At 70.8% G+C, this 13712-nt stretch carries 14 protein-coding genes; 5 read left to right on the top strand and 9 right to left on the bottom strand.

Annotated features, from left to right (window positions below; all coding sequences use genetic code 11):
• Window positions 1-10: 10 nt before the first annotated feature.
• The 3 genes from xylA to DMB66_RS37500 all read left to right on the top strand — a co-directional run bounded on the left by xylA (window position 11) and on the right by DMB66_RS37500 (window position 4125).
• Complete coding sequence (gene xylA / locus DMB66_RS37510) at window positions 11-1198, top strand: xylose isomerase (protein ID WP_125808877.1); 1188 nt, start codon at window positions 11-13, stop codon at window positions 1196-1198.
• Between the two features lie 22 nt (window positions 1199-1220).
• On the top strand, window positions 1221-2636 hold the full coding sequence (xylB, locus tag DMB66_RS37505; RefSeq protein ID WP_125808876.1) for a xylulokinase: 1416 nt from the start codon (window positions 1221-1223) through the stop codon (window positions 2634-2636).
• Window positions 2637-2712: 76 nt separating this feature from the next.
• Window positions 2713-4125, top strand: a complete 1413-nt coding sequence (locus tag DMB66_RS37500; RefSeq protein ID WP_125808875.1) for an MFS transporter — start codon at window positions 2713-2715, stop codon at window positions 4123-4125.
• Here DMB66_RS37500 and DMB66_RS37495 read toward each other — a convergent pair.
• The 7 genes from DMB66_RS37495 to DMB66_RS37470 form a co-directional block, all read right to left on the bottom strand.
• Window positions 4103-5773: an alpha-amylase family glycosyl hydrolase gene (locus DMB66_RS37495; protein WP_125808874.1), complete on the bottom strand. Its 1671-nt coding sequence runs from the start codon at window positions 5771-5773 to the stop codon at window positions 4103-4105. The genes DMB66_RS37500 and DMB66_RS37495 overlap by 23 nt on opposite strands.
• Before the next feature lie 37 nt (window positions 5774-5810).
• Window positions 5811-6530: an HD domain-containing protein gene (locus DMB66_RS37490; protein WP_125808873.1), complete on the bottom strand. Its 720-nt coding sequence runs from the start codon at window positions 6528-6530 to the stop codon at window positions 5811-5813.
• A 43-nt stretch (window positions 6531-6573) separates the two neighbouring features.
• The gene (locus DMB66_RS37485) at window positions 6574-7500 is read right to left on the bottom strand and encodes an MHYT domain-containing protein (RefSeq protein ID WP_125808872.1); all 927 of its coding nucleotides are present in this window, start codon (window positions 7498-7500) and stop codon (window positions 6574-6576) included.
• Window positions 7501-7644: 144 nt separating this feature from the next.
• Complete coding sequence (locus DMB66_RS62945) at window positions 7645-7791, bottom strand: GPGG-motif small membrane protein (protein WP_148112794.1); 147 nt, start codon at window positions 7789-7791, stop codon at window positions 7645-7647.
• Between the two features lie 51 nt (window positions 7792-7842).
• Window positions 7843-8586 (bottom strand): metallophosphoesterase, encoded by a 744-nt coding sequence (locus DMB66_RS37480; RefSeq protein ID WP_125808871.1) that lies wholly within the window; start codon window positions 8584-8586, stop codon window positions 7843-7845.
• Window positions 8583-8837, bottom strand: coding sequence for a hypothetical protein (locus DMB66_RS37475; protein WP_125808916.1), 255 nt, complete (start codon window positions 8835-8837; stop codon window positions 8583-8585). The genes DMB66_RS37480 and DMB66_RS37475 overlap by 4 nt, the downstream gene beginning before the upstream one ends.
• Before the next feature lie 2 nt (window positions 8838-8839).
• On the bottom strand, window positions 8840-9424 hold the full coding sequence (locus tag DMB66_RS37470) for a nucleotidyltransferase (protein ID WP_125808870.1): 585 nt from the start codon (window positions 9422-9424) through the stop codon (window positions 8840-8842).
• A 127-nt stretch (window positions 9425-9551) separates the two neighbouring features.
• Between DMB66_RS37470 and DMB66_RS37465 the strand changes: the two genes are divergently transcribed.
• A complete protein-coding gene (locus DMB66_RS37465; protein ID WP_125808869.1) occupies window positions 9552-10382 on the top strand; it encodes a dTMP kinase in 831 nt (276 codons plus the stop codon).
• Between the two features lie 60 nt (window positions 10383-10442).
• Here the strand turns inward: DMB66_RS37465 and DMB66_RS37460 are convergent, their stop codons facing one another.
• Window positions 10443-11126, bottom strand: a complete 684-nt coding sequence (locus tag DMB66_RS37460) for an SDR family NAD(P)-dependent oxidoreductase (RefSeq protein WP_125808868.1) — start codon at window positions 11124-11126, stop codon at window positions 10443-10445.
• 552 nt (window positions 11127-11678) lie between these two features.
• Between DMB66_RS37460 and DMB66_RS37455 the strand changes: the two genes are divergently transcribed.
• Window positions 11679-12680 (top strand): RNA polymerase sigma factor RpoD/SigA, encoded by a 1002-nt coding sequence (locus DMB66_RS37455; protein ID WP_041840672.1) that lies wholly within the window; start codon window positions 11679-11681, stop codon window positions 12678-12680.
• A 70-nt stretch (window positions 12681-12750) separates the two neighbouring features.
• Here the strand turns inward: DMB66_RS37455 and DMB66_RS37450 are convergent.
• Window positions 12751-13712, bottom strand: a 962-nt coding sequence (locus DMB66_RS37450) for an NlpC/P60 family protein (protein ID WP_233625115.1), incomplete at its 5' end; no start/stop codon positions are given.

The raw sequence follows: 13712 nt of genomic DNA, 5'->3' as shown, positions 1-13712 counted from the left end.
GGAGGTAACCGTGTCGGTCCAGCCCACGCGCGAAGACAAGTTCTCATTCGGCCTCTGGACCGTGGGCTGGCAGGCCCGCGACCCGTTCGGCGACGCCACCCGGGCCGCGCTCGACCCGGTGGAGGCGGTGCACAAGCTCTCCGAGCTGGGGGCGTACGGCATCACCTTCCACGACGACGACCTGGTCCCGTTCGGCTCGGACGCCCAGGCCCGCGACGCCGCGATCGCCCGCTTCCGCAAGGCGCTCGAGGAGACCGGCATGGTGGTGCCGATGGTGACCACCAACCTGTTCACCCACCCGGTGTTCAAGGACGGCGGCTTCACCAGCAACGACCGCGGTGTCCGGCGCTACGCGCTGCGCAAGGTGCTGCGCAACATGGACCTCGCCGCCGAGCTCGGCGCGAAGACCTTCGTGCTCTGGGGCGGCCGCGAGGGCGCCGAGTACGACGCGGCCAAGGACGTGCAGGCGGCGCTCGACCGCTACCGCGAGGGCCTGAACCTGATCGCCCAGTATTCCGAGGACCGCGGCTATGGCCTGCGGTTCGCCATCGAGCCCAAGCCCAACGAGCCGCGCGGCGACATCCTGCTGCCGACCGCCGGGCACGCCATCGCGTTCGTGCACGACCTGGAGCGGCCGGAGCTGTTCGGCATCAACCCCGAGGTCGGCCACGAGCAGATGTCGAACCTCAACTTCACCCACGGCATCGCCCAGGCGCTCTGGCACGGCAAGCTCTTCCACATCGACCTGAACGGCCAGCACGGCCCCAAGTTCGACCAGGACCTGGTCTTCGGCCACGGCGACCTGCTCAACGCGTTCTCGCTGGTCGACCTGCTGGAGCACGGCGGACCGGGCGGCGGCCCGGGCTACGACGGCCCCCGGCACTTCGACTACAAGCCCTCGCGCACCGAGGACTACACCGGCGTCTGGGAGTCGGCGGCCGCCAACATGCGGATGTACCTGCTGCTCAAGGAGCGGGCGCAGGCGTTCCGGGCGGACCCCGAGGTGCAGGAGGCGCTGGTGGCCAGCAAGGTCCTCGAGCTGTCGACGCCGACGCTGTCCGCCGGCGAGACCTACACCGACCTGCTGAACGACCGCGGCGCCTTCGAGGAGTACGACGTGGACGCGGCCGGTGCCCAGGGCTACCACTTCGTCCGGTTGCACCAACTCGCCATCGATCACGTGCTGCGCGCCAACTGACTCTCACGGAAAGATGAGCCCCATGACGCTGGTAGCCGGGATCGACTCCTCGACACAGTCCTGCAAGGTGGTCATCCGCGACGCCGAGACCGGCAAGCTGGTCCGGCAGGGGCGGGCGAGCCATCCCGACGGGACGGAGGTGCATCCCGACGCCTGGTGGTCCGCGCTGCAGCAGGCGATCGAGGAGGCCGGCGGCCTGGCCGATGTGGCCGCCGCCTCGGTCGCCGGCCAGCAGCACGGCATGGTGGTCCTGGACTCCGACGGCGAGGTCGTGCGGCCGGCGCTGCTGTGGAACGACACCCGCAGCGCCGGCGCCGCCGCCGACCTGATCGAGGATCTCGGCGGCGGCGACAAGGGCCGCCGGGCCTGGGTCGACGCCGTCGGGATCGTGCCGGTGGCCAGCTTCACCCTGACCAAGCTGCGCTGGCTGGCCCGCCACGAGCCGGCCGCCGCCGAGCGGGTGGCGGCGGTCTGCCTGCCGCACGACTGGCTGACCTGGAAGCTCTCGGGTGCTGCGGGCCTGGACACTCTGCGCACCGACCGCAGCGACGCCAGCGGCACGCTGTACTGGTCCGCGAAGACCAACGAATACCGCCACGACCTGCTGGAGCTCGGCTTCGGCCGGCGCCTGCGGGTGCCCGGGGTGCTCGGCCCCACCGGCATCGCCGGGCACCTGCCGAACGGTGCCCCGCTCGGACCGGGCGCCGGGGACAACGCCGCCGCCGGGCTCGGCGCCGGGGCCCTGCCCGGTGACGTGGTCATCTCGATCGGCACGTCCGGCACGGTGTTCGTCTCCTCCGACGTCGCGCCGGACGATCCGAGCGGCGCCGTCTCCGGCTTCGCCGACACCACCGGCCGGTTCCTGCCCATCGTCGTCACGCTGAACGCGGCCCGGGTGCTGGACGCGGCGACCCGGCTGCTCGGCGTCGACCACGAGGAGCTGTCCCGGCTCGCGCTCTCCGCGCCCGCCGGGGCGGACGGGCTGGTGCTGATCCCGTACCTGGAGGGCGAGCGCACCCCGAACAGGCCGAACGCCACCGGCGCCGTGCACGGCCTCACCCTGCGCACCTCGGACCCGGCGCACCTGGCCCGGGCCGCCGTCGAGGGCATGCTCTGCGCGCTCGCCGACGGCCTGGACGCCCTGGTCGCCCAGGGTGCGACGGCCAACCGGATCGTGCTGGTCGGCGGCGGCGCCCGCAGCGAGGCGGTCCGCCGCATCGCGCCGGCGCTCTTCGGCCTGCCGGTGCTGGTCCCACCGCCCGGCGAGTACGTCGCCGACGGGGCCGCCCGCCAGGCCGCGTGGGTCACCGTGGGTGGTGACGCGCCGCCGACGTGGTCGGCGGAGACCCCCGAGGTGTACGAGGACAGCAGCGTCCCACTCATCCGGGAGCAGTACGCCGCCGCCCGGGACGCGGTGATCGACAGAAAAAGCCTGTAGTCCGGTGCAGGGGGTCGGACGAGGCCTTCGGTCCGGTGAAGGGTGGTGGGACGGGGAGTCCGGCTAACCTACCGGCGTGAAGGTGGGCGGAGGGCCGGCGCATCGCGCGTACAGCGTGATCGTCTTCGTCGTCCTGGCGTCCCTGGACAACGTGGCGATCAACCTCGTCCCGCCGCTGTACGGCAGCATCGCCGACGAATACTCCGTGGGCGAGGGCCACATCGCCCTCGCCACCACGGTGATGTTCCTGATCAGCGCGGTGGCGGCGATCGCCTGGGCGTACGCGGGCGACCGGCTGAACCGCAAACCCGTGCTGATCGCCGGCACCCTGGTCTGGGTGGCCGGCACCGCCTGGTCCGGCCTGGCGGGCAGCTACCCGTCGTTCCTGTTCTCGCAGGTGCTGGCGGCGATCGGCCTGGGCGGGGTGGCCAGCGTCAGCTTCTCCGTGGTCAGCGACCTGATCTCACCGCGGCGCCGGGGCCTGGTGATGAGCTTCTGGGGCCTGTCGCAGGGCGTCGGCACCCTGATCGGCACGCTCCTGGCGGGGGTGCTCGGCTCGTCCGGCTGGCGGCAGCCGTTCCTGGTGGTGGCCGTGGCCGGGGTGGTCGCCACGGTGGCCTACATCTTCACCTTCGACGTGCCCCGCGGCGACAGCCAACCGGAACTGGCCGGCGTGGAATACGACGAGCGGATCCACCGCGACGACCTGCCCCGGATCCTGGCCCGGCGCACCAACATCTGGCTGATCCTGCAGGGCTTCACCGCCCAGGTGGCCTTCGGCTCGCTGGTCTGGCTGCCGGTGCTGTTCCGTTCCCGGGCCGAGGACCAGGGCTACTCGACCGCCACGGCGGTGATCGTGGGCAGCGTGTTCGCCACCCTGTTCCAGCTCGGCGGGGCGCTGTCGATCCTGGGCGGCCTGATCGGCGACCGGCTGCAGCGCCGTACCCCCCGGGGCCGGGCCCTGGTCGCGGCCGTGGGCGTCCTCGCCGCCGTGCCGTTCTACGTGGTCCTGTATTTCGTGCCGTTCCGCATCGACGTGCCGGACGGCGGCAGCGCCGGCGCGGTCGTGCTGGCCATCCTCAGCGATGTGGTCACCGAGCCGACGGTCGGGCTGAGCCTCGCCACCGCGATCTTCGCGCTCGCCCTGACCTCGGCGAACTCGCCGAACTGGTTCGCGCTGATCGCCGACGTCAACCCGCCGGAACACCGCGGCACGGTCTACAGCCTGGGCAACCTGGCCAACGGCTTCGGCCGGGCCGGCGGCAACGCCCTGGTCGGGGTCGTCTTCCGGAACCTGGCCGGCGCGTTCCCGCCGCCGCTCAACTACGCGATCGGCCTGGCCGCGTTCCAGTTCTTCTTCATCCCGACCGGCGTCATGTACTGGCTGGCCAGCCGGACGGTGGCCAGGGACATGGCGGACACCCATGCGGCCCTGGCCACCTATCGCGAGCGGGAACAGGACGGGGTCAGACCCGCGCCCACACCGTGACGTCCTGCGGCACCCGGCCGTCGGCGGTCAGCGGCTCGCTGGCGAGCTGCACCCGGGCGCTGAGCGGCAGCTCGGCGGGGGCGTCGCCGAAGTTGGTCAGCACCAGCAGGTCGCCGTTGCGGAACGCGAGCACGTCGGCCGGGGTGTCCACCCAGCGCAGCGTGCCGCCGCCGAGGTTGTGCCCGGCGCGCAGGCGCAGCGCCGCCCGGTAGAGCTCGAACGTCGACCCGTTGACGCCCCGCTGCCGGTCCAGGGCGTACTCGGCCCAGACATCCGGCTGCGGCAGCCAGCTCGCGTCGGCGGGCCCGAAGCCGTACGAGGGCGCGTCGGCCTCCCACGGGATCGGCACCCGGCAGCCGTCGCGACCCCGCTCGGCGTGCCCGGAGCGCTCCCAGGCCGGATCCTGCCGGTAGGAGTCCGGGATCTCGGTGGCCTCCGGCAGCCCCAGCTCCTCGCCCTGGTAGAGATATGCCGAGCCGGGCAGCGCCAGCATCTGCAGCGTCGCCGCGCGAGCCCGGCGCAGGCCCAGCGCCACGTCGGGCTGCGGGTCGCCGATGCCGATGCCGTGCCGGCGGGGCTCGCCGACCGGGTAACCCAGCCGGGTCGCGTGCCGCACCACGTCGTGGTTGGAGAGCACCCAGGTGGTCGGGGCGCCGACTGCGGCGTTGGCGGCCGTGGTGTTGTCGATGACCTTGCGCAGCGGGTCGGCGGACCAGGGCGTGTCCAGGTATTCGAAGTTGAACGCCTGGTGCATCTCGTCCGGGCGGACGTAGCGGGCCAGCCGGTCGGCGGGCTGCACCCACGCCTCGGCGACCAGGATGCGGTCGCCCTCGTAGCTGTCCAGGACCTCGCGCCACTGCCGGTAGATCTCGTGCACGCCGTCCTGGTCCCACATCGGCGGCGGCGGGGCACCCGCGGGCGCCAGACCGCCGAGCAGCTCGCCGGCGTAGTGCCACTCGGCGAGATCCTTGTCCTTGATCAGGCCGTGCGCCACGTCGACCCGGAAGCCGTCGACGCCCCGGTCGAGCCAGAACCGCAGCACGTCGACGAACTCCGCGCGGACGTCCGGGTTTCCCCAGTTGAGATCCGGCTGCGAGACGTCGAACAGGTGCAGATACCACTGGCCGTCGGCGACCCGGTCCCAGGCGGGGCCGCCGAAGACGCTCCGCCAGCCGTTCGGCGGCTCGCTGCCATCTGGGCCCCTGCCGTCCCGGAAGATGTACCGCTCGCGCTCCGGGCTGCCCGGCGCCGCGGCGAGGGCGGCCCGGAACCAGGCGTGCTCGCTGGAGGTGTGGTTCGGCACCAGGTCGACGATGACCCGCAGGCCCAGGGACCGGGCCTCGCCGATCATCTTGTCGGCGTCACCCAGATCGCCGAAGAGCGGATCGACCGCGCGGTAGTCGGCCACGTCGTAGCCCGCGTCGTGCTGCGGAGAAGGGTAGAACGGCGACAGCCACACCGCGTCCACCCCGAGTTCGCGCAGGCTGCTCAGTCGGGTCGTGATGCCGGGCAGGTCGCCCATCCCGTCGCCGTTGCTGTCGGCGAAGGAGCGCGGATAGATCTGGTAGATGACGGCGTCGCGCCACCAGTCACCTGACGAATTTGCATGGGTTTTCCGCCGCGGATCGGGATCGGTGGGGGATGGCATGAGCTCCAGGCTAACCGCGACGGCAGGCTCTCCCGGCTCAGCCGTCGAGAATCGCGGCGAACCGCTCCTCCGCCAGATCGAGCTGGTCCAGGATGTGGTCCTTCGCGGCGAGCGACAGCGGGGTGTCCGGGCGCCCGACCAGCTCACGCAGCTTCGGCACCAGCGGCCGGTACTTGATCGCCGAGCTGCGAGCCTTGTCATATGTGGTGTGGATGACTCCGACGCCGTTGTCGGTGAAGTCCGAGACCTTGATGACCCGGGCCCACGGATCGCGCTCCAGGCTGTCCGCCACGTGCGCGCGGTACTGCTCGTGCTTGTCGCGCTCCGGGTCGTACTCCGGGTTGGTCACCGACCGGACCAGCCCGGCCATCCGCGGGTTGAACCGCCGCGCCAGCTCGGCCACCGCGGCGTCGGTCAGCACCTGGTGGCCGAGCGCGGGGTCGAGACCGGCCAGCTCAGCCGGATGGTCCTCGACGGCGTCGTGCAGCAGCGCGGCCGTGAGCACGTCCACGTCCTGGATGCCGTAGTAGCGGATGATCCGGATCGCGACCCGCAGCAGATGGTTCAGGTACGGCTCCCGGACCCGCCGGTCGTCGGCGTGCAGCCGGGCCGCCAGCTCCAGCGCCTCCTCGAGCTGGCGGCGGTCGTCGGGCGGGAACTCGAGCAGCTCGAGAGAGAACCGCTCGCGCAGGCCGGCCTCGCCGTACACCTCGGTGATCGCGTGCAACGGCATCGACAGCAGCATCCTTGGCGCCATGCCGATCAGGTATACCGGACGCGGCCGCCGCGTGGGTCCGCGATCAGGAACGGATGTCGATCAGCGGCTCGTCCAGCAGGGGCTTCGGGCGCGGCGGAACGGGGCGCGGCGAGGGCCGGGCACCGGGCGACGGGCGGCTGCCGGGGTCGCGCCGCATCGCCGACATCGAGGCCTGCTTGAGCGACCAGGGGTTCTCGGCGTGCATGCCGCGCCGCGGCATGCCGTCGCCCTCGGTGAACTCCTCGTCGGTCATGGCCTGCAGGGCGCTGAGCGCGACGCCGAGGATCATCGCGGCGCTGCACAGCGTGATCGGCACGATCATGAGCAGCGGCTTGATGCCCTCGACCGTCGTCGAGACGGACGAGCTGAGCTCGACGGACACGCTGGCCATCCCGGTGTAGTGCATGCCGAAGATGGCCAGGCCCATCAGGGCCGAGGCGCCGGTCATCGGGGCCAGCCCCCGCACGGAGACGGCGAACCAGAGCGCGGCGGTGCAGGCCGCGAACGCGATGATGCCGGAGGCGACGACCAGCGTCCGGTCGAGGTGAATCGTGCCGGAGACGTGCAGCGCGGCCATCCCGGTGTAGTGCATGGCCAGCACGCCGGCACCGGTGCACAGGCCGGCCAGCACGATCTTCGGCATGCTGCGCCGGCCGTGGCCGACGATCATCAGCCCCATGCCCACGGCGACGACGGCCAGGCCCAGGCTGGACATGGTGAGCCAGGGGTTGTAGCGCACCGGGCTCTGCGGCACGTCGAAGCCGAGCATCGCGGTGAAATGCATGAGCCAGACGCCGGCCCCGCCGATCGCGAACGCCGCGATGATCAGCCAGCGGTTGCGCCGGCCGCGGGAACGGGCGCTGCGGGCCCGGCCGGTGGCGAGCAGGCCGAGGAACGACCCCAGGACCGCGACCAGGTACGCCGCGATCGGATTGAAGGCCCCGTAGGTGAAGTGATGGACCTCGGCCACTTTGTCGTCACGCCCTCACGAACATCGGGAACAGTTCGCTGAGGATTGAGCCATACGTCCGATGTGGGGCGTCGCACCTCGTGTGCGGCCCACTACGCAACGAGAACCGGGGCCGCCGTAGGGCAGCCCCGGCAACCGAGGGGATTAATTGGTGAAGATGCTGACGCCGCCGGGACCGACGAGAAGGCCCACGATGATGAGGACGACGCCCCAGAGGACCTGCCGCCGGAACAGCGCGAGGATGCCGGCGACCACGAGGATGACTGCGAGGATCCAGAGCAACAGTGTCATGGCGATCTGGTACCCGACGGCCGGAAATCGAAAACCTTTGACCCGGTACGGCTAGACCCGTGCGAGACCGGCGTCGACGTCGGCGGACAGCAGCTGATAGACGTTGTACGCCTGCTTGATCACCGGGTGCGCCACGTTGCGCACGGGCACGCCGCCGGGCGTCCGTCCCCGCTCGCTGCCGTGGTGCGCGTGCCCGTGCAGGGCGAGCGCGGTGGGCGCCGAGTCGATCGCCTGCCCCAGCAGGTACGACCCCAGGAACGGATAGATCTCCAGCGGCTCCCCGACCAGGGTCTCGGGGATCGGCGCGTAGTGGGTCAGCGCCACCAGGGCGTCGCAGTCGAGCCCGCGCAGCGCCGCACCGAGACGCTCGGCGACCGCCTCGGTCGTACCGACGAAGTTCTTCATCTCCCGCTCGCCGAACGAGCTGGCGCACGCGCCGGCGAACCCGCCGCCGAAGCCCTTGACCCCGGCGATGCCGAGCCGGTGACCGTTGATCTCCAGGACTGTCGCGTCGCCCTCCAGCACGGTCAGGCCGGCCCGCCGGAGCACGTCGCTGACCGCGTCCTGCTGGTCGCTCTGGTGGTCGTGGTTGCCGAGCACGACCACCACCGGTACGCCCAGGTCGCCGAACTCGGTCGCCATGCACTCGGCCTCCTCGACGGTGCCGTGCCGGGTCAGGTCTCCGGCGACCAGCAGCGCGTCGGCGACCCCGGGCAGCTGTTCCAGGGCGGGCCGGTAGCGGCCCAGGACGTCCTTGTCGACGTGGACGTCGCCCACGGCGGCGATCCGGATCATGAGATCTCCTCCACCTCACTGGGCGCCGCGGCGCGCACGATGCCGATGTCGCAGGCGATCTCCACGTCCGGGAAGTTCGCCGTGATCTGCCGGCAGATCTCGTCGCGGCGCTGGGCGCTCTCCACCTCGCCGCCGAGCACCAGCAGGTGGTCGCGGCGGCGCAGGGTGATGCCCTGTTCGGCGATCGCCCCGCTCTCGGTGAGCAGGCGCTGGATCTCCGCCTCCACGTATTCGTCGAGCTGTGGTGCCATCGTCATCCCCCCACTGTCAGTCGGGCTTCCCCCGGCTGCGCGACCACGTCCAGGCGGTCGAGCAGGACCAGGAACGCTTCCGCGTACGGCGACTTCGCGGTCTCCCTCCGGACCCGGTCCCAGTCGATCTGCTCGCGCAGCGAGCGGGCGACCGGCAGACCGGTGGCGAAGTCGCAGTAGTGCTGGGTGTAGCTCAGCAGCTTGTGCACCATCAGCTGGGTCGCCGACAGCACCGGCATGTTGATCGCCTCGACCGGACGCATCACGGTGTCGCGCAGTGTGGCGTCGGTCACCGGCGACTCGACCGGGCGGTAGATCAGGTCCACCATCCGGCCGTCGTCGAAGACCTTGACCAGCCAGTCCTCGGGCGGCTGCACCACCTCGAAGCCGACCGCGGCCAGTTCTTCCAGCGCCCGCGCCTTGTCCTGCTCGCGGATCAGGAAGTCGACGTCGTGATCGCTGGAGTGCCCGCCGTGGGCGTACACCGCGAAACTGCCGCCGAGCGCGAACGGAACTTCCGCCTGTTTCAGCACGGAGGCGACCCGTTTGAGCGTGTTGACCAGGCCCTCGTCCACCCGGTGCGGCATGGCGTCTCCCTGCGTCGTTTGGCGTGCATTTGGCACCTCCCGACTACCCGGACCTGCTCACCTTCACACCCGGGGAGCCGTTCGGGGGAGGAACCGGGGGTGTCCGCTCCGGGTACCGTTGGTGGGTATGGTCCCTGACCTTGATTCCGCCCGCTCCGCTTTCGACGATCAGCGCCCCCGCAACGCCGCGGTCCGCCCCCTGCGCACGGTGGCGCTGGTCGGCATCGACGGCTCCGGCAAGACCACCCAGGCCCGTCAGCTGGCGACCGCGCTGGCCGAGTGGGGCCTGCCGGCGACCTACCGGCGCAATGCCGGCGGCCGCCGCTGGTTCGGCCGGCTGGCCACGGCGCTGGGCCGCCGAGACGGTGAGCACCTGCTCGGCCGCAAGACGATGCTCTTCGTCGAGTCGGTGCTGCGCTGGCTCGCGATCCTGCGCACCCTGCTGCGCCGCTCGGTCACCCGGGAGGTCGCGATCATGGACAGGTATGCCGTCTGCCAGTTCGCGAGCATCCGCGCACACGCCAAGACCCCCCGCCCCGAACGGCTCAACCGGGCCGAGCGCCGGGCCCGGCTGGCCTACCGGGTGTTTCCGCAGCCGGACGTGACGTTCCTGCTGGCGGTCGACCCAGCCGTCGCCTACGACCGGATCGAGCAGCGCGGCTACGACCACGAGGAGATGGACTACCTGCGCGCGGCCACGGCCGCATACCAGGCTCTCCCCGAGCACGCCGGTTTCGTGGTCATCGACGCGAACGGCACCCCGGAGCAGGTGCGGCAGGCGCTGCTGGCCCATCTCGGCGCATTTGTGCCGGCCGCCGTCCCGAAGCCGCGGGTGCCGGCCGGCCCGCGGCGCCCCCGGGCGCTGCTCGTGGCGCACGCCCGGGTGCTGCTGGTGACGGTCGCCACCCTGGCCGCGGCCGCCTCGGTGCTCACCTACCAGCTGGCGGAGGGCTTCTAACTCGGAAGTAGACCTACTTCCTCCCGCTTAGGGCCGCTTCGCGTTGCGGAGCGACAGAGACTAGGCCCGGCCGTAGACGGGAATCGCGGCGCCGCTGGTCGGCGCGGAGCCGTCACCGGCCAGGAAGGCGATCACCTGGGCGATCTCGGCCGGGGTGACCCAGCGGGAGAAGTCGGCGTCCGGCTGGCCGGCCCGGTTGCCGGGGGTGTCGATGACGCTCGGCAGCACGGTGTTGCAGCGCACACCGCTCTTGGAATATTCGACGGCGACGGCGTTCGCGAAGGCCAGCACGGCGGCCTTGGCGGTCGCGTATCCGGCGGCCCCGGCGAACGGGGCCACCGCCGCCCGGGATGAGACACACACCACAGAACCGCCGCCGGCGGCCACCAGATGGGGCAGCGCCGCCGCGGTCACCAGGTAGGTCGGGCGCAGATTGGACCGCAGGATCGCCTCGAAGTCGCCGATCGGCGTCTCGTGCACCAGGCCGCCGCCCGCATACCCGCCGGCCAGGTTCACCACGGCGCGCAGCGGCGCACCGGGCTCGGCGGCCGCGGTGGCCACCGCGGCCGCCACCTCGTCGGAGTCGACCAGATCGGCCTCGACGGGGACCACGTCCTTCGGCAACCGTCCGGTGGCGCCGGCCCGGACCGGGGCGACCACGCGCCAGCCCTGATCCCGGAGCACCTCGAGGACGGCTCCACCGAGCCCGCCCGCACCGCCGGTTACCAGCACACTGCGTTCCATATCGTGAACCGTAACGGTGTGTTTTACATCACTGCGACCCGGAGTCGGTGGGACGGCGTGGCGGGGCTGGCCGAACGGCCGTCATCCATGCGTGTGTCACCCGTACGGGCGAGTGAACTGCGGCTTGTCGTGCCGCATCGTGGCAGGTGGTCCCGTTCTCCGGTCAGCGACGGGATCTTTTGCCGTGGCGTTTGGTTCATGCCGAACGGCAACCTGTCGATGCTGGACGTGAACCCATTCGGCTACCAGGCCGTACTGGGTAGTGACGAGCATCGCAGCCAGATCCGTGATGCCGGTCGCTGCGACGAATGAGGGGCCGGTGGTGTCATGAAGCGGTCAGAGGGTATGCGCCTCACCACGCATCCACAGACGGGTGCGGCTCCGAATACCTCCCTGAGAGCCCTCTTCAGTAAGTATCCACGCGGCTCTCAGCTGGCGCTCAGACACTCGTGACACTTTCGACTCACCAGCCGGAATCATCGCAGGGCGCGAACTGTTCAGGTAAGTGTCAGCACCGCAATGCATGAACTGCGGACGTTACGGGGAGAGCTGATGGACGCAGGTATTGCCCGTAACAGGGTTAGTGAAGGCAATGAGGGGACCGTGGGCAACGTGGAGAAGAACACCGTGATGAGGACCGACCAGGTCGCCGAGGAGCGCGACCTCGTCGGAGTCTACCTGCACGAAATCTCCCGGACGCCGCTGTTGGATGCTGCCAGGGAGGTCGACCTCTCCAAGGCAATCGAGGCCGGCCTCTACGCCGAGCACTTGCTCGACACCGGCGAGGTCCGTCGCGGCGTGAGCCGGGAGGAACTGGAGCGGCTGGTCACTGAGGGCAAGCGGGCGAAGGATCTCTTCATTCGCGCCAACCTGCGACTGGTCGTGTCGATCGCCCGCCGCTACGTGCGCTCGGGCATGCCGATGCTCGACCTCATTCAGGAGGGCAACACCGGCCTCGTGCGTGCCGTCGAGAAGTTCGACTACGAGCGTGGCTACAAGTTCTCGACCTACGCGACGTGGTGGGTCCGCCAGGCCATCAGCCGGGCCATCGCCCAGCAGGAGCGCACCGTGCGCCTGCCCGTGCACCTGGTCGAGGACGTCAACCGGATGCGCAACGTCACCCGCCAGCTCGTCCGTGAGCTCGGCGCCGACCCGGAGCCCGCGCAGGTCGCCGCCGCGCTGGGCGTGACGGTCGAGCGCGTGACCGAGCTGACCCGCTGGGCCCAGGACACCGTGTCGCTGGACACCCCGGTCGGCGACGACGGTGACACCAACCTCGGCGACCTGGTCGCCGACAGCGACGCGCCGTCGCCCGAGGAGATCGTCCTGACCGCGCTGGAGCGTCAGCGCATCGAGGGCCTGCTGAACCACCTCGACGACCGCTCGGCGGGCATCATGCGCGCCCGGTACGGCCTCGAGGACGGTCGCGAGCACTCGCTGACCGAGGTGGCGTCGCGCTTCTCGCTCTCCCGCGAGCGGATCCGCCAGCTCGAGATCCAGGCGCTCGGCCGGCTGCGTGAGCTGGCCCGGGCCGAGGGCCTGCAGGCCGCGTAGGCGGAAGTCAGCAACGGCTAAGGCCGGTGCCCCCCGAGGGGGACACCGGCCTTTAACTGTGCCCGTTGACTCAGCTGACGCGGCCGTAGCCGTTCGGGGTCATGATGTCGATCGTCCGCTTCTTGACGGGCTGGCCCGCGCGGGAGGCGTCGATGATCTGACCACCGCCGACAAAGATGCCGACGTGCTGGTTGCCCCGGTAGAAGACCAGGTCGCCCGGCTCGAGCTCGGACCGGGAGATCCGGGTTGTCGCGCTGTACTGCGCCGCGGCGTTGTGCGGCAAGGACTTGCCCGCGGCCCGCCAGGCCGCGGAGGTCAGCCCCGAACAGTCGTAAGTGCCTGGACCGTCCGCGCCGTACTCGTACATCTTGCCGATGGCGTTGTAGGCGAAGGTGACCGCCTTGCCCGCCGAACCCGCGATGTTCGGGATGGTGCCGCTGTACTTGGTGCCCTTCTCGGTCGGCGAGCCGTAGGCGGCCGTCCGCATCGCGTAGAGCTCCTTGAGGTTGCCCTCGATCTTCTTCTTGCGGCCGGCCAACTCCTTGGACTCGGCCTCCTGCTTCTTCTGCGTGGCCTTGAGGGCGGCCTGGCGCTCGGCGTAGTTCTCCGTGGTGGCGCGGTATTCCGCGATGTCGCGGCTGCGGCTGCGGGAGATCTGCTCGAGGAAGCTCATCCGGTCCATGAGGTTGTCCGAGCCCTCGAGCAGGACATTCATGGTGCCGACGTTGCCGGTCATGTAGGCCGACTGCGCGATGGTGTCCATCTGCGCGCCGGCGGCCTCCAAGGCGGCCTTGGCCGGGCCCAGCGACGCGGCCAGCTTCTTCTCCTCGGCCTTGGTCTGCTTCAGGCTGAGGTTCATCTTGTTGTACGACTCAACGACGTCCTCGAGCTGGTCGGACGCCTTGTCGATCTTCTTGGTCAGCTCACTCGTCGACGGTTCCGCGTGTGCGGCGGTCGCGATGCTCCCGGTGATCGCGATCGCCAGGGCGGCGACCACCAGCGCACGGAGCCTCGTGCGGGCGTGTGGCAACG

This window comes from Actinoplanes sp. ATCC 53533, from assembly GCF_003947245.1.
The sequence above is the reverse complement of the archived record's forward strand: the minus strand, read 5'-3'. Positions and strand labels throughout refer to the sequence as shown.